This is a genomic window from Streptomyces mobaraensis, assembly GCF_020099395.1.
GTDB lineage: Bacteria > Actinomycetota > Actinomycetes > Streptomycetales > Streptomycetaceae > Streptomyces.
Genome location: NZ_CP083590.1, coordinates 2,078,840 through 2,093,748 on the forward strand (window position 1 = coordinate 2,078,840; position 14,909 = coordinate 2,093,748).

The window sequence follows — 14,909 nt, forward strand, 5'->3', positions numbered from 1 at the left end:
GCCACAATGGGCGGATGCCGATCACCCGCGCCTTCCAGGCCGTCGCCCACCGCGGCGACCCGTACGTCCACCGCGAGAACACCCTGCCGTCCATCCGCTCGGCCCGGCGGGCCGGGGCGGCGGCGGTGGAGATCGACGTCCGCCTCACCCGCGACGGGGTGCCCGTCCTGCTGCACGACGCCACCCTGCGCCGGCTGTGGGGCCACGACCGCGCCCTCGCCTCGGTGACCGCCGACGAGCTGCGCGCCCTGACCGGCGGCGGCGTGCCGACGCTGCGGGAGGCACTGGCGGACGACGGCCCCGGGCGGCTGTTCGTCGACCTCCCCGACCCCTCGGCGGCGTCCGCCGCCGTCGCGGAGGTGCACGCGGCGGGGGCCGCGGGCCGCGTCTACTACTGCGGCGGCACCGACTCCATGCGCGAGGTGCGGCGGGCCGACCCGGAGGCGGAGATCGCCCTCACCCGGACCACCCTGAACCCGCCCCCCGCGGCCCTGCTCGCCGCGGTCCGCCCGCACTGGCTCAACTACCGCTTCGGGCTGGTGAGTCCGGAACTGGTCGCCCGGCACCACGCCGACGGCTACCTGGTGTCGGCGTGGACGGCGGACACCCGGCGCTCCATGCGGCGCCTGCTGGCCGCCGACGTCGACTCGATCACGACGAACCGGGTGGGCACCCTGCGGGCGTTGCTGGCTTCCTGAACCGGCTGTCTCACGGCGCGGCGGCCGGGGCGCGTCGGAGCTCTCAGGGCCTCACAGCCCGACGATCTCGTTCCACTCCTTCGCGAACCCCGGCCGCTCCCTCGCCGTGATGTCGCGCGCCGTCGCCAGCCGCTTCCGCATGTCGTCCGTCGGAAAGATCAGCGGGTTCTCCGCCAGCTCGGCGAGCTCCTTGTCCTTCGACGAGGCGAGCACGTCCCGCGCGGCGGGCACCGGGCAGACGTAGTTGACCGCCGCGGCCAGCTCCGCCGCCACCTCGGGCCGGTAGTAGTGGTCGATCAGCTGCTCGGCGCTCGCCTTGTGCCGGGCGAGGTCCGGGATCATCAGGCTCTCCGCCCACAGCTCCGCGCCCTCCTCCGGCACCACGAAGGCGATATCGGGGTTGTCGGCCTGGAGCTGGATGATGTCGCCGGAGTACGCCTGGCAGGCCAGCACGTCGCCCGACGACAGCTCCTTGATGTAGTCGTTGCCGGTGAACCGGCGGATGTGCCGCTGGGCGACCAGGCGGCGCAGCCGGTCCGTCATCCGGTGGAAGTCGTCGGCGGTCCACCGGGTGACGTCGACGCCGTCACCCAGCATCAGCAGGGTGAACGCCTCGTCCATCCCGGACAGCAGGGTGACCCGGCCGCGCAGGTCGTCCTTCCACAGCTCGGCCGTGCTGCGGATCTCGCGGCCCAGCTTCTTGCGGTGGTAGGCGATGCCCGTGATCCCGGACTGCCAGGGCACGGAGTGCTTGCGGCCGGGGTCGAACGACGGCTTGCGCAGCAGCGGGTCGAGGTGCCGGGCGACGTTCGGCTGCGCGGCCCGGTCCATCTCCTGCACCCAGCCGAGGCGGACGTAGCGGGCGCACATCCAGTCGCTGACGACGATCAGATCGCGGCCGGTGTCCTGATGATTCATCAGGGCGGGGCTGATCTTCCCGAAGAACTCGTCGTTGTCGTTGATCTCCTCGGTGTACTTCACCGAGACGCCGCTGCGCTTCTCGAACGCCTCCAGCGTGGGCCGCCGGCCGGGATGCTTCTCGTCGGTGTCGATGTACAGCGGCCAGTTGGCGAACGACAGCCGCCGGTCGGTGGCGGAACGATCCTTCGCGGCGCGGTCGCCGGGGGCGATGTAGGCGGCCGGCACTCCGCAGCCGGCGAGCGCGGCTCCACCCGCGCCGGCGACCGTCGCGCGCAGCAGGGAGCGGCGGGACAGGTGCTTCACGGGCTTCTCTCGCATGACGGCAGGATGGGGGAGGCGATCTTCACGGACAAGGGGCGGGGTGTCCGGAGATCGGGGGTGCCGGCAGACGCTTCGCCGGGCCGTCGATGATACGGGAACGCCGGGGGCGGGGTCAGTCGCGGGGGAACTTGTGGGTGTGGATCGTCAGGCCGAGCGGGGTGCGGGTCAGGTCGACGGGCTCGCCGAACTCGACGATCAGTTCCGAACGGTAGGTGCCGCCTTGGGGAGAGGTGTGGGCATGACACCGGCCGGTATAGGGGTCGATGATCAGAAGGACGGGCACACCGGCCGCGGCGTAGGTCCGTTTCTTGGGGCCGTAGTCGTTGCTCCTGGTGCCCTCCGAGATGACCTCGACGACGAGTTCCACGTCCTTCGGAGCGTACTGATCCCTCGCGTCGGGCCGTGCCCCGTCCGTCACCTTGACCAGATCCGGGCAGAACCCGTTCCGGTACCCGGGAAAATCCATCCGCACATCCGAATCGATGTGGGCTTCCTTCCCGAAGCGGTCGACAAGCTGCCACAAAACGGTACGGATGATGCGCCAGTGGTCAGGGGACTTCGGCGTGACGCAAACCGTCCCCTCGACGATCTCGATGTGATGCCCCTCAGGGGCCGGCAGGCGCTCCAGAGCCCCGAACATCTCGTCCAGGAACGTGTCCTCCGGCTCTTCTGCCAGGGCTGTCCCCTCCGTGCCGAGCCCGTCCGTGTCGGTCACTGTTCCGCCCCCTCCCGCGCGCCCCTTGCGCACACGGTCGAACGACGAACGCGGGCCCGGGACACGGCCTGTCCCGGAACCCGCGTTCGGACGCGTGAGGCGTCAGCCCAGCGACGTCATCACGTGCTTGATCCGCGTGTAGTCCTCGAACCCGTACGCCGACAGGTCCTTCCCGTAGCCGGACTTCTTGAAGCCGCCGTGCGGCATCTCCGCGACCAGCGGGATGTGGGTGTTGATCCACACGCAGCCGAAGTCGAGCCGCTTGGACATCCGCATGGCGCGCGCGTGGTCCTTGGTCCACACGGACGACGCGAGCGCGTACTCGACGCCGTTGGCGTGGGCGACGGCCTGGTCCTCGTCCGTGAAGGACTGGACGGTGATGACCGGGCCGAAGACCTCGTTCTGGACGATCTCGTCGTCCTGCTTGAGGCCGGAGACGACGGTCGGGGCGTAGAAGTAGCCCTTGTCGCCGACGCGGTGGCCGCCGGCCTCGACCTTGGCGTGGGCGGGGAGGCGGTCGATGAAGCCGGCCACCTGCTTCAGCTGGTTGGCGTTGTTGAGCGGCCCGTAGAGCACGTCCTCGTCGTCCGGCTGCCCGGTCTTCGTGTCGGCCGCGGCCTTGGCGAGGGCGGTGACGAACTCGTCGTGGACGGACTCGTGGACGAGCACGCGGGTGGCGGCCGTGCAGTCCTGGCCGGCGTTGAAGTAGCCGGCCATGGCGATGTCCTCGACGGCCTTGGCGAGGTCGGCGTCCTCGAAGACGACGACGGGCGCCTTGCCGCCGAGCTCCAGGTGGACGCGCTTGACGTCCTTGGCCGCGGACGCGGCGACCTGCTGGCCGGCCCGGACGGAGCCGGTGACGGAGGCCATCGCGGGCACCGGGTGCTCGACCATCAGCCGGCCGGTGTCGCGGTCGCCGCAGACGACGTTGAAGACGCCCTTGGGGTGGCCGAGCTCCTCCAGCACCCCGCCGATGATCTCGGCGAGCAGGACCGTGGAGGCCGGGGTGGTGTCGGACGGCTTGAGGACGACGGTGTTGCCCGCGGCGAGGGCGGGGGCGAACTTCCAGACGGCCATCATCATCGGGTAGTTCCAGGGGGCGACCTGGGCGCAGACGCCCACCGGCTCGCGGCGGATGATGGAGGTCATCCCCTCCATGTACTCGCCGGCGGAGCGGCCCTCCAGCAGCCGGGCGGCGCCCGCGAAGAAGCGGATCTGGTCCACCATCGGCGGGACCTCTTCGCTGCGGGTGAGGGCGAGGGGCTTGCCGGTGTTCTCCGACTCGGCGGCGATCAGGTCCTCGGCCCGCGCCTCGATCGCGTCGGCGATCTTGAGCAGGACCTTCTGGCGCTCGGCCGGGACCAGGTCGCGCCAGGCCGGGAACGCCTCCTCGGCGGCGGCCATGGCGGCGTCCACGTCGGCGGCGCCGGACAGCGGAGCGGTGGCGTACACCTCGCCCGTGGCCGGGTTGACCACGTCGGTGGTCCGCCCGTCCGCGGCGTCCCGGAACTCCCCGTTGATGTAGTTGCGCAACCGGCGCGGCTCGGTGGTCACGGTGTGCACCTCTCCTGTGAGATGTCCGAAGGGTGAGACGCCCAGCCTAGCCAGGAGGACCACGTTTTCGATATACCCACCAGCCAGGAGCAACGGAATCGGTTATTCAGGTGCCTCGTCACAACGGATTTCATCGCCGGACGCTTGTCATACGGCGGACTCCTCATGCACAGTGGCCGGGTGGCCACTCGTAAGACGGATTCAGCGGTTTCAGCGGTTTCCAGGGGCGCCCGCGGCGCGCCGCCCCTCGACGCCGTCTCCCTGGCGATCATCGAACAGCTCCAGGAGGACGGCCGCCGGCCCTACGCCGCCATCGGCAAGGCCGTGGGACTGTCCGAGGCGGCCGTCCGGCAGCGCGTGCAGAAGCTGCTGGACCAGGGCGTGATGCAGATCGTCGCGGTCACCGACCCGCTCACCGTGGGCTTCCGCCGGCAGGCCATGATCGGGATCAATGTCGAGGGGGACCTCGACCCGGTCGCCGACGCCCTCACCGCGATGGACGAGGTGGAGTACGTCGTGGTGACGGCCGGCTCCTTCGACCTGCTCATCGAGGTCGTCTGCGAGGACGACGACCACCTGCTGGACGTGATCAACAAACGCGTCCGCGTCCTGCCCGGAGTGCGCTCCACCGAGAGCTTCGTCTACCTCAAGCTCCGCAAACAGACCTATACATGGGGAACCCGATAGCCGTGAGCAGCAAGGACCTCTCCCAGACGGCGTACGACCACCTGTGGATGCACTTCACCCGCATGTCGTCGTACGAGAACGCCCCCGTGCCGACGATCGTGCGCGGCGAGGGCACGTACATCTACGACGACAAGGGCAAGCGCTACCTCGACGGCCTGGCCGGACTCTTCGTCGTCCAGGCGGGCCACGGCCGCGCCGAACTGGCCGAGGCCGCCGCCAAGCAGGCGCAGGAGCTGGCCTTCTTCCCGGTGTGGAGCTACGCCCACCCCAAGGCGATCGAACTGGCCGAGCGGCTGGCCCACTACGCGCCCGGCGACCTCAACAAGGTCTTCTTCACCACGGGCGGCGGCGAGGCCGTAGAGACGGCGTGGAAGCTGGCGAAGCAGTACCACAAGCTCACCGGCAACCCCGGCAAGTACAAGGTGATATCCCGCGCGGTGGCGTATCACGGCACCCCGCAGGGCGCGCTGGCCATCACCGGACTCCCGGCTCTCAAGGCCCCCTTCGAACCCCTGGTCCCCGGCGCCCACAAGGTGCCCAACACCAACTTCTACCGCGCGCCGATCCACGGCGACGACCCCGAGGCGTTCGGCCGCTGGGCCGCCGACCAGATCGAGCAGCAGATCCTCTTCGAGGGCCCCGACACCGTCGCCGCCGTCTTCCTCGAGCCGGTCCAGAACGCCGGCGGCTGCTTCCCGCCGCCGCCCGGCTACTTCGCGCGGGTGCGCGAGATCTGCGACCGGTACGGCGTCCTGCTCGTCTCCGACGAGGTCATCTGCGCGTTCGGCCGGCTCGGGACGATGTTCGCCTGCGACAAGTTCGGCTACGTCCCGGACATCATCACCTGCGCCAAGGGCATGACCTCGGGCTACTCCCCCATCGGCGCGGCCGTGGTCTCCGACCGGATCGCCGAGCCGTTCTTCAAGGGGAAGAACACCTTCCTGCACGGCTACACCTTCGGCGGCCACCCGGTCTCGGCCGCCGTCGCGCTGGCCAACCTCGACCTGTTCGAACGCGAGGGCCTCAACCGGCACGTGCTGGACCACGAGGCGGCCTTCCGCGCCACCCTGGAGAGGCTGCGCGACCTGCCGATCGTCGGCGACGTGCGCGGCGACGGCTTCTTCTACGGCATCGAGCTGGTGAAGGACCAGGCCACCAAGGAGTCGTTCACGCCCGAGGAGTGCGAGCGGCTGCTCTACGGCTTCGTGTCCAAGCGGCTGTTCGAGGACGGCCTCTACTGCCGGGCCGACGACCGCGGCGACCCGGTCGTCCAGCTCGCCCCGCCGCTCATCGCCGACCAGGGCACGTTCGACGAGATCGAGCAGATCCTCCGCGGCGTCCTCACCGAGGCGTGGGCGCGGATCTGACGACCTGACGGGCCCGGCGGGGGTCCGCGCGCGCCACGTCGGCGGTGCGCGCGGGCCCCCGCCGCGCACTTCCTGCCCCTTTCCGCCCCTTGAGGCCGTTTCCGCCCCCGCACACCCTCTTCGCACCCTCGCGCCATGAGCCCGATGGGAGGAAAGTGGGCCACTCCTGGACCACTCCCGCGCCGAGCCTGGACCGGGGCTAGGATCCCCGTTCCGTACGGTGCCAGTGACCCAATGGCCCCCGGTTCGTTCACCCGGACAGGGGAACGGACCCTCCAGCGACCCGAGGTGTGCTCGAAATGGTGGCCCCGCCGGACAACGACGTGCTCTGGGCACGCGGCCTGCACTACTCCTACAACGGTTCCCCCGCCCTCGCAGGCGTGTCCATCGGCATCCGCGAGGGCGAGGTCCTCGCGGTCACCGGGCCGCGCGGCGCGGGGAAGACCACCCTCCTCAAGTGCCTCTCCGGCCAGCTCGTACCCGCCTCCGGCGAGGTCTGGTTCAACAGCGCGCCGGTGCACACCCTCCCCCGCGCGGAGCGCGAACGCCTGCGGCGCGAGCGGTTCGGCTGGATCGACAGCACCCCGCACCTGGTGCCCGAGCTGACCGGCTGGGAGAACGCCGCCCTCCCCCTGCTGGCCCGGGGCACCGGCCACCGCACCGCCAAACAGGCCGCCGCCGAGTGGCTGGAACGCCTCGACGTGGGCGACTGCGCCCGCAAGCGGCCCGCCGCGCTCTCCCGCGCCCAGTGCCAGCGGATCGCCGTCGCCCGCGCCCTGGCCTGCGAGCCCACCGTCGTCTTCGCCGACGACCCCACCGCGCCGCTGCACAGCACCGACCGGGCCCAGGTCCTGCGCACCCTCACCACCGCGGCCCGCTCGCACCACATCACCGTCGTCCTCGCGACGCCGGACGACGAGGGCGCCGCGCTCGCCGACCGGGCGGTCGGCCTCGCCGACGGCCGCCGGGGTGGCGGCATCCCCGCACCGGACGCGCCCGACGGGGAGGGCAGGGCCGCGTGCTCAGTCTCCGCCTGACCCGGGGCGCGCACCCGCTCGTCCTGCTGCGGCGCGTGCTGGTCGCCGCCGCCGCGGCGGGCGCCGCCTTCCTGCTGCTCTGCGCCCTCGGGTACGCCGTCGCGCATCCGAAGCGGCCGGAGGAGGGGGTCGTGCGGCTGCTGTGGTGCGCGGTCCCCTGCGCGGCGGTCGTGCACTTCGCCCTGGCGGTGGCCCGGACGGACCCCGCCACCCGGCCCCGGGACGGGCTCGACGCGATCGGCCTCGGGCCGGTCCGGCTCGCCCTGCTGGCAGCCGCCTCCACGGCCCTCACCTGCGGCCTCGGCAGCGGCGCGGCCCTGCTCGCCTATCTCGAACTGCGGGGCGACCTCGGCGGCACCCCGCTGAGCGGTACGGCGAACCGGCTGCTGGACGGCGGCCACGCCCTGCCGTGGGCCGCCACCGTGACCCTGCTCGCCCTGCTGCCCGCCGTGAGCGCCGGCGTGTGCGCCCTCGTTCTGCGCCCGCGCGAGGAACAGCGCAAGCGCCCGGGCCCGGCGCACGCCCGGCCGCAGCCGGACGACACCTCGGCGCCGCGGCGCGGCGCGTCCCCCCGGCCCTCGTACGCCGGGCTCCCGTGGGGCATCACCGTCATCGCGACCGGCCTGGCGCTGGTGGCGTACGTGGGCCACGCGCCCGCGCCGGAGCCGGGCCGGCTGCTCGCCCTCCCCGGGCAGGACGGCGGGGCCTCCCCCGGTCTCCTCGGCGGCTGGCTGCTCACCGTGTTCGGCCTGGTCCTGGCGGGCCCGGGGCTGACGCACTGGTGCGGTGCCGCGCTCGCGGCCGGGCGGCCCGGCCCGGTGCGGATGCTGGCCGGGCGCATGCTCCAGGACGCGGCGACGCGGCTGGGCCGGCCGCTGGGCGTCCTGTGCGCGGTCGCCGCCGGCGCGCTGGCCGCCGCCGAGCTCTACGGGGTGGCCTGGGAGGACGCGGGCCCCCGGCCGTTCGGCCCGCTCACGGGGCTGGGCGCGGCCGTGGTCATGGCCTGCGCGACCGCCACGGCGATCACGGCGGCGCTGGACGCGCGGCAGGTGCGGTCCGAGACGACGGCTGCCCTGCTGCGGCTGGGCTTGCCGGGCTCTTTGCTGCGCGGTGCCGCTGCTGTACGGACGGCTGCGCTGGTCGTCGTGCTGGCTCCACTGACGTGGGTGGTCGCGGAGTTGGCGGCGTTGCCGCTGACGCGGTGAGGATGCCCCGGACCCGCCCCTTCGCCGCTTCCTGGGGCTGCGCCCCAGACCCCCTTTTCGCGGCTCCGCCGCTCGTCCTCAAACGCCGGACGGGCTGACAAGTCAGCCCGTCCGGCGTTTGAGGACAGCGCCCGCAGGGCGCTTCGGGGGGCGGGGGCCTGCCCCCGCAAGAAACGGTGAATGGGGGTGCCCCCTCTGGGGGAGGGACCGAGGCACTCCTACACGCGCTGCACGGGCTCCGTCGCCTCGTCCACAGCGGGGGTCGCCGCCCCGTGACTGTCGGGTTCACCGAACCACGCGACCGCAACCGCCCCCGCGACGGCGAGGATGAATCCGAGGACCGCCACCCAGGCGAACCCCTCCCGAGAAGCGTCCCCAAGCAGCAGCACGCCGATGATGCCCGGCAGAATCGTCTCACCCACGACCAGAGCCGCCGTCGCACCGTTGACGGAACCGATCTGCAGGGCCACCGTGTGCAGGTACATGCCCACGCCACCGGAGATCAGGATCGCGTAGAGAGCCGGGTCGGCGAGGAGGGTGGGCAGGTGGAACGGGTCGATCCCGTCGAGGATGCGCACCCCGACCCCGATGGCACCGAAGCCCAGTCCGGACAGCAGACCGGCGAGGATCGCGGCCCGGGACCCCATCAGACGCACCGCCACCGTGCCACCGGCCATCAGCACCACGGAGATGATCAGCAGCCACCAGTGCGTAGACCGGGCGGTCTCCCCGCTGCCCTCGTGCCCGGCGGCCGTCGCGAGCAGCACCAAGGCGGCGCAGACGACGGCGATGGACGCCCACTCGGGGCGCTTGAGCCGTATGCCGAGCAGCTTGATGCTGAGCAGGGCGGTGACGATCAGGTTGGCGCTGATGACCGTCTGGGAGAGGAAGAGGGGCAGCAGCCGGGCCGCGAGGGCGCCGAGGCCGAAGCCGAGGAAGTCCAGGACGGTACCGACCATGAACTCCCAGGTCACGGCGGCCTTGGCGGTGGAGGACAGGCTGGGTCCGCCGTGCTGGGTCACGCCCGTGTCGGGGGACGAGGCCGCCTCCCGGAGGGCGGATTTCCGCGATCCGACGGCTTGCAGGACCGAACCCGTGCCGTAGCACGCCGAGGCCGCGACAGCCGTCACCAGGCCGATGATCACCAATTGCTCCGTTCGCCAATGAACCGCCTGCTCCTGAACCAGACGTTCAACGCGGCGCCGAAGTTGCCTAGGGTCAAGAAAAGGTCAAGAAAAAGGAGGGCGCCTTCTCGCCGTATCGCTCAGCCGCCCAGCACTACCACGTGCTCGGCGTCGAACGCGACCCCTGCCCGTGCTCCCACCTCCGGCGCGTGCGCCAGCGCGCACGCCGCCTGGAGCGCCGGACCCCGCTCCGGACGGAGCGAGAGCAGCACGTGGTCGCCCCGGAAGGTCCGGGCGGTGACCTCGCACGGCAGTCCGTCCGCCACCAGCCGGACGCCACCCGGCCGTACCAGGAGCGAGCAGGGGCCCTCCGGGGAACCGGCCGGGACGGGCACCTTGCCCCACGGGGTGTCGGCCCGGTCGCCGGTGACGGTCGCGGGGACGACGTTGTCGAAGCCGAGGAAGCGGGCCACGAACTCGGAGGCGGGCCGCCGCCAGACGTCCAGGGGCGTGCCCTGCTGGGCGATCCGGCCGTCCCGCATCACCACCACCCGGTCGGCGAGCGCGAACGCCTCGCCCTGGTCGTGGGTGACCGCCAGCACGGTCGTGCCGAGCCGTCCGAAGAGCTGCCGCAGCTCGGTCACCAGCCGCTCGCGCAGGCTCCGGTCCAGCTGCCCGAGGGGCTCGTCGAGCATCAGCAGCCGGGGGCTCGGGGCGAGCGCCCGGGCCAGCGCGACGCGCTGCTGCTCGCCGCCGGACAGCGCCGCGACGGACCGCCGCCCGGCGCCCGGCAGGCCCACGAGATCGAGGAGTTCGGCGACCCGCCGCCGGGCCTCGTCGCGTCCGGCACCACGCGTGCGAAGCCCGAAGGCGACGTTCGCGGCCACGTCCCGCTGCGGGAAGAGCTGGTGGTCCTGGAACATCAGCCCCACGCCCCGCCGGTGCACGGGCACCCCGCCGACGTCCTCGCCGGACAGGAACACCCGCCCGGCGTCGGCCCGCTGGAGCCCGGCGACCACCCGCAGCAGCGTGGACTTGCCGCTGCCGCTGGGGCCGAGGACGCAGACGACCTCGTGCTCGGCGACGTCGAGGCCGACGGCGTCCAGGACAGTCCGGTCGCCGAACCGGACGGTGACGCCCTCCAGACGCAGCATCGGAGCAGGCAGCATCGGAGCGGACGGCATCAGAACTCCCCCGTGCGGTCGGTACGTACGCGTTCCAGCACCAGCAGCGCCACGGCGCACACCAGCATCAGGATCGTGCTCAGGGCCATCGCCTGCCCGTAGTTGAGCTCCCCGGGACGGCCCAGCAGCCGGGCCACGGCCACGGGGAGCGTGGGGTTGTCGGGGCGGGCGATGAAGACGGTGGCGCCGAACTCGCCCAGGGAGACGGCGAAGGCGAAGCCCGCCGCGACCGCCAGGGCCCGGCCGACCATCGGCAGGTCCACTCCGCCAACCCGTGTCGGACGCGCCGAGCACGTCCTGATCGTGCCTCCGCAGCCGCGGATCGACTGCGTCGTGCACGTCAGCATCGTGCTTGCTCACTACGGCACTCCGTACTATCGCCTGGGCCATCGGTACCTGATCCTTCGTAGCTCCGCTGTCCTGCGGCGTTTCTCGTCCAGGCGATCACAGTGCCGCGCCGTTTCGCGGTCACGTTTCGGAGGTGCTTCCAGCGGCAGCATCTCGTTTAGCGCAGTCGCGCCCGCTTTACTTTTAGCCGGCTCTTCTTCTTCGTCGCCGTGCGTCGCGGCGGCATTCACTTAGCCGTCTTCGACGACGACGGGCGATGACGGTGGCCGCGAGGCCGTACGCCGCGTGTTGCTCGCTCGCCTCCGCGACGACGCCGAGCAACGCCGTCGTCCCGCCCCGTAGGCGAGCGCGTGAAGGCGTGCCGTAGCCGTCTGGCCGTCGACGTCGCTAGCTCGAGTCACCGCGCGAGCGGCTGCCGTAGCTGCGCGGCTCCCTGGGCTCAGCTTTCGGCTAGCAGCTTCTGGGCGCCGCCGCGAGTCGGCGCGGCGCGTCGTGCGGCGGCGCGTCCTCAGCCCAGTCGGACTCGCAGCTCGTTTCGCACGGTCCCGCGCTGTCACCAGCTCAGCGCGTCGGCGACGGCGGCGTCCTGCGCGTGATGACGTACGGCCTTCCCCTACGTAGTACGAGCAGTACGGCGGTCTGCCGGTACATCTTACTCACCCCAGCTCGATCGTACCCTGTCGCTCGAAGTACGCCGCGCTCGATTCGTTCAGGTGTAAAGGTGAACTAGCAAATCCTCAGCGCCGCGCGGCGACGGCCGTCGCGTCAGTCAGGTGTTAGGCGCCGCCAGTCGTCGTACCGGCTGAAACTCTCCGAGCACCCGCGCGGCCTCCTCCTGCCGGGGGTCGAGCTGCGCCCAGAGCCCGCCGACGGTCCGGACGACCACGGCGTAGTTGAAGAAGACGTGGGCGAGCAGGATCGCCCAGACGGAGTTGTCGAGCCGGACGCCCCACAGTTCGTCGAGCAGTCCCCGCCGCCCGAGCAGCGCGAGGAAGGCGGAGCCGGCCACCACGGTGGGCAGCACGAACGGGACGGTGACGACCGCCCGCAGCAGCCCCTTGCCGGGGAAGTCGAAGCGCGCCATGGCGTACGCGCCGGGGAGCGCGAGCACCAGCGTGAGCGCCGTGGAGGCCGCCGCCTGCCAGGTGGTGAACCACAGGACGTGCCCGGTTGCCGGGTCGGTGAGCACCTCGCCGATGCGGCCGAACCGCCACCGTCCGTCCGCCTTCAATCCCCGCGTGACGATCGCGGCCACCGGGTAGGCGAAGAAGAGGCCGAAGAAGGCGAGCGGGACGGCCATCAGGCCGAGGCGGACGCCCGTCCCCCGCACTCCGCGGTCCTTCGGTGCGGTTACTTCAGGACGATCGAGGACCATGCCTTGACCCACTGATCACGGTTCTTCGCGATCTTCTCGGGGGCGAGCGTCTGCGGGGTGTCGACCGTCGCGCCGAACTTGGTGAACAGCTCGGGCAGCTTGGCGTCCGTCACCACCGGCTTGACGTACATGCTCAGCGGCACGTCCTCCTGGAACCGCTTGCTCAGCAGGAAGTCCAGCAGCGCCTTGCCGCCCTCGGCGTTCTTCGCGCCCTTGAGCAGCCCGGCGTACTCGGTCTGCCGGAAGCAGGTGCCGGTCGCGACGCCGGTCGGCGCCTCGTCCGCCGACTTCGGCGGCGTCTTCATGCCCTGCACCTCGGCCGGCGGGCTGGACGCGTAAGAGACGACGAGCGGCCGGTCGCCCTTGGCCTTGCGGCCGGCGGCGGAGCCGGAGAAGCGGTCGTTGTACGCCTGCTCCCAGCCGTCGACGACCTCGACGCCGTTGTCCTTGAGCTTCTTCCAGTAGTCCTGCCAGCCCTCGTCGCCGTACTTGGCGGCGGTCCCGAGCTGGAAGGCGAGGCCCGGGGAGGAGGTGGCCGCGTTCTCGGTGACCAGCAGGCCCTTGTACTCGGGCTTCACCAGGTCGTCGAGGGTCTTCGGCGGCGCCAGCTTGTGATCGGTGAAGTAGGCACGGTCGTAGTTGACGCAGATGTCACCGGAGTCCACCGGCGTCACCCGGTGCTCGGCGTCGTCGGCCCGGTACTCCTTCGCCACCCGGTCCAGGCCCTTGGCCTCGTACGGCTCGAAGATCCCGTTGTCGAGGGCGCGGGAGAGCAGCGTGTTGTCGACGCCGAAGAACACGTCACCCTGCGGGTGGCTCTTGGAGAGGATCGCCTGGTTCACGGCCCGCCCGGCGTCGCCGCTCTTGAGCGTCTTCACCTTGTAGCCGGTCCGTGCGGTGAACTCCTTGAGCACGTCCGGGGAGACGACGAACGACTCGTGCGAGACGAGGGTGACCGTCTTGCCGCCGTCCTTCTCCTTGGCCTCGTCGGAGCCTCCGCAGGCCGCGAGGGCCGGAACGGCCAGGGCGGTGACGGCGGCGGCGCCCAGGGCACGCCGGAGGGTGGTGTTCATGGTCGAGCTGACTCCCTACGCCGGTACTAACCGGATCAGGTCCGAGGGTCTGCGGCGCGGGCCGCACTCTCAGCGCTGTGTGCGCTCCCCTGTCGGATTGTTCATTTGTACGAGCGGTGCGAGTGCACCGTACCAGTGCGCCCGCCCGCTCCCCCGCCGCCGCCGGCGGGGCTCAGCGCTCGGTCGCCGCCAGCTGGCCGCAGGCGCCGTCGATCTCCTGGCCGCGCGTGTCCCGGACGGTGACCGGGACGCCGTGGGCCGCGATCGCCGCGACGAACGCCCGCTCGTCCTCCGGACGGGACGCCGTCCACTTGGAGCCCGGGGTGGGGTTCAGCGGGATCAGGTTGACGTGCACCCGCTTGCCCTTGAGCAGCCGGCCCAGCAGGTCGCCGCGCCACGCCTGGTCGTTGATGTCCCGGATCAGGGCGTACTCGATGGAGATCCGGCGACCGGACTTCTCCGCGTACTCCCAGGCCGCGTCCAGGACCTCGCGGACCTTCCAGCGGGTGTTGACCGGGACGAGCGTGTCGCGCAGCTCGTCGTCGGGCGCGTGCAGCGAGACCGCGAGGCGGCACTTGAAGCCCTCGTCGGCGAACCGGTGCATCGCCGGCACCAGGCCGACGGTGGAGACGGTGATGCCGCGCTGCGACAGCCCGAGGCCGTCGGGCTCCGGGTCGGTCAGCCGGCGGATGGCGCCGACGACGCGCTTGTAGTTGGCGAGCGGCTCGCCCATGCCCATGAAGACGATGTTCGACAGCCGCGCGGGCCCGCCCGGGACCTCGCCGTCGCGCAGCGCCCGCATGCCGTCGACGATCTGGTGCACGATCTCGGCGGTCGACAGGTTGCGGTCCAGACCGGCCTGGCCGGTGGCGCAGAACGGGCAGTTCATCCCGCAGCCGGCCTGTGAGCTGATGCACATGGTGACCCGGTCCGGGTAGCGCATCAGGACGGACTCGACGAGCTTGCCGTCGTGCAGCCGCCACAGCGTCTTGCGGGTGGTGTCGTCGTCGCACGAGATGTGCCGCACGACGCTCATCAGCTCCGGCAGCAGCTCGCCCGCGAGCTTCTCGCGGGCGCCGGCCGGGATGTCCGTCCACTGCGCGGGGTCGTGCGCGTACCGCGCGAAGTAGTGCTGGGACAGCTGCTTCGCCCGGAAAGGCTTCTCACCGATGGCGGCGACGGCCTCCTTGCGCTCGGCGGGCGAGAGGTCGGCGAGGTGCCGCGGGGGCTTCTTGGCTCCGCGGGGGGCGACGAAAGTAAGCTCACCGGGAGCCGGACGTGCCACGATGGCTACTCCTCA

At 71.7% G+C, this 14,909-nt stretch carries 12 protein-coding genes, 1 pseudogene and 1 riboswitch; of the genes and pseudogenes, 5 read left to right on the forward strand and 8 right to left on the reverse strand.

What is annotated here, in order from left to right; genetic code table 11:
• The first annotated feature begins 14 nt into the window (after positions 1 to 14).
• Positions 15 to 698, forward strand: a complete 684-nt coding sequence (locus K7I03_RS08575; protein WP_185946127.1) for a glycerophosphodiester phosphodiesterase — start codon at positions 15 to 17, stop codon at positions 696 to 698.
• A gap of 51 nt (positions 699 to 749) precedes the next feature.
• Here K7I03_RS08575 and K7I03_RS08580 read toward each other — a convergent pair whose 3' ends face one another.
• From K7I03_RS08580 to K7I03_RS08590, 3 genes are all read right to left on the reverse strand, one after another.
• A complete protein-coding gene (locus K7I03_RS08580) occupies positions 750 to 1,937 on the reverse strand; it encodes a polyamine ABC transporter substrate-binding protein (RefSeq protein WP_224346958.1) in 1,188 nt (395 codons plus the stop codon).
• Between the two features lie 115 nt (positions 1,938 to 2,052).
• Positions 2,053 to 2,655 carry a Uma2 family endonuclease gene (locus K7I03_RS08585; protein ID WP_313772181.1) on the reverse strand — a complete coding sequence of 201 codons (603 nt, stop codon included), beginning with the start codon at positions 2,653 to 2,655 and terminating at the stop codon, positions 2,053 to 2,055.
• A gap of 102 nt (positions 2,656 to 2,757) precedes the next feature.
• On the reverse strand, positions 2,758 to 4,209 hold the full coding sequence (locus K7I03_RS08590; RefSeq protein WP_185946128.1) for a gamma-aminobutyraldehyde dehydrogenase: 1,452 nt from the start codon (positions 4,207 to 4,209) through the stop codon (positions 2,758 to 2,760).
• A gap of 165 nt (positions 4,210 to 4,374) precedes the next feature.
• Here K7I03_RS08590 and K7I03_RS08595 point away from each other — a divergent pair, with 165 nt between their 5' ends.
• From K7I03_RS08595 to K7I03_RS08610, 4 genes are all read left to right on the forward strand, one after another.
• Positions 4,375 to 4,896 carry an Lrp/AsnC family transcriptional regulator gene (locus K7I03_RS08595; protein WP_185946129.1) on the forward strand — a complete coding sequence of 174 codons (522 nt, stop codon included), beginning with the start codon at positions 4,375 to 4,377 and terminating at the stop codon, positions 4,894 to 4,896.
• Positions 4,881 to 6,263 carry an aspartate aminotransferase family protein gene (locus K7I03_RS08600; protein ID WP_185946130.1) on the forward strand — a complete coding sequence of 461 codons (1,383 nt, stop codon included), beginning with the start codon at positions 4,881 to 4,883 and terminating at the stop codon, positions 6,261 to 6,263. The genes K7I03_RS08595 and K7I03_RS08600 overlap by 16 nt, the downstream gene beginning before the upstream one ends.
• Before the next feature lie 299 nt (positions 6,264 to 6,562).
• The gene (locus tag K7I03_RS08605) at positions 6,563 to 7,300 is read left to right on the forward strand and encodes an ABC transporter ATP-binding protein (RefSeq protein ID WP_185946131.1); all 738 of its coding nucleotides are present in this window, start codon (positions 6,563 to 6,565) and stop codon (positions 7,298 to 7,300) included.
• Positions 7,282 to 8,505, forward strand: coding sequence for a hypothetical protein (locus K7I03_RS08610; RefSeq protein WP_185946132.1), 1,224 nt, complete (start codon positions 7,282 to 7,284; stop codon positions 8,503 to 8,505). The genes K7I03_RS08605 and K7I03_RS08610 overlap by 19 nt, the downstream gene beginning before the upstream one ends.
• A 218-nt stretch (positions 8,506 to 8,723) precedes the next feature.
• Here K7I03_RS08610 and K7I03_RS08615 read toward each other — a convergent pair whose 3' ends face one another.
• The 5 genes and pseudogenes from K7I03_RS08615 to rlmN all read right to left on the reverse strand — a co-directional run bounded on the left by K7I03_RS08615 (position 8,724) and on the right by rlmN (position 14,894).
• Entirely contained in the window at positions 8,724 to 9,650 is a 927-nt protein-coding gene (locus K7I03_RS08615; protein ID WP_185941320.1) for a DMT family protein, read from the reverse strand.
• A gap of 119 nt (positions 9,651 to 9,769) precedes the next feature.
• Positions 9,770 to 10,813 (reverse strand): ABC transporter ATP-binding protein, encoded by a 1,044-nt coding sequence (locus K7I03_RS08620; RefSeq protein WP_398856825.1) that lies wholly within the window; start codon positions 10,811 to 10,813, stop codon positions 9,770 to 9,772.
• Positions 10,813 to 12,536: pseudogene (locus K7I03_RS34480) on the reverse strand (iron ABC transporter permease). Before K7I03_RS34480 ends, K7I03_RS08620 begins: the two are co-directional and overlap by 1 nt.
• Positions 12,512 to 13,609: a thiamine ABC transporter substrate-binding protein gene (locus tag K7I03_RS08635; protein ID WP_185941318.1), complete on the reverse strand. Its 1,098-nt coding sequence runs from the start codon at positions 13,607 to 13,609 to the stop codon at positions 12,512 to 12,514. The pseudogene K7I03_RS34480 and the gene K7I03_RS08635 overlap by 25 nt, the downstream one beginning before the upstream one ends.
• Positions 13,605 to 13,710, reverse strand: a riboswitch (TPP riboswitch). (Overlaps the previous gene by 5 nt.)
• A 71-nt stretch (positions 13,711 to 13,781) precedes the next feature.
• Entirely contained in the window at positions 13,782 to 14,894 is a 1,113-nt protein-coding gene (gene rlmN / locus K7I03_RS08640; RefSeq protein ID WP_185941317.1) for a 23S rRNA (adenine(2503)-C(2))-methyltransferase RlmN, read from the reverse strand.
• Between the last annotated feature and the right edge of the window lie 15 nt (positions 14,895 to 14,909).

Coding starts and splice junctions, on each gene's coding strand:
- K7I03_RS08600 (WP_185946130.1), top strand. CDS start 4,881: ATGGGGAACCCGATAGCCGTGAGCAGCAAGGACCTCTCCCAGACGGCG.
- K7I03_RS08580 (WP_224346958.1), bottom strand. CDS start 1,937: ATGCGAGAGAAGCCCGTGAAGCACCTGTCCCGCCGCTCCCTGCTGCGC.
- K7I03_RS08620 (WP_398856825.1), bottom strand. CDS start 10,813: ATGCCGTCCGCTCCGATGCTGCCTGCTCCGATGCTGCGTCTGGAGGGC.
- K7I03_RS08595 (WP_185946129.1), top strand. CDS start 4,375: ATGCACAGTGGCCGGGTGGCCACTCGTAAGACGGATTCAGCGGTTTCA.
- K7I03_RS08635 (WP_185941318.1), bottom strand. CDS start 13,609: ATGAACACCACCCTCCGGCGTGCCCTGGGCGCCGCCGCCGTCACCGCC.
- K7I03_RS08575 (WP_185946127.1), top strand. CDS start 15: ATGCCGATCACCCGCGCCTTCCAGGCCGTCGCCCACCGCGGCGACCCG.
- K7I03_RS08605 (WP_185946131.1), top strand. CDS start 6,563: ATGGTGGCCCCGCCGGACAACGACGTGCTCTGGGCACGCGGCCTGCAC.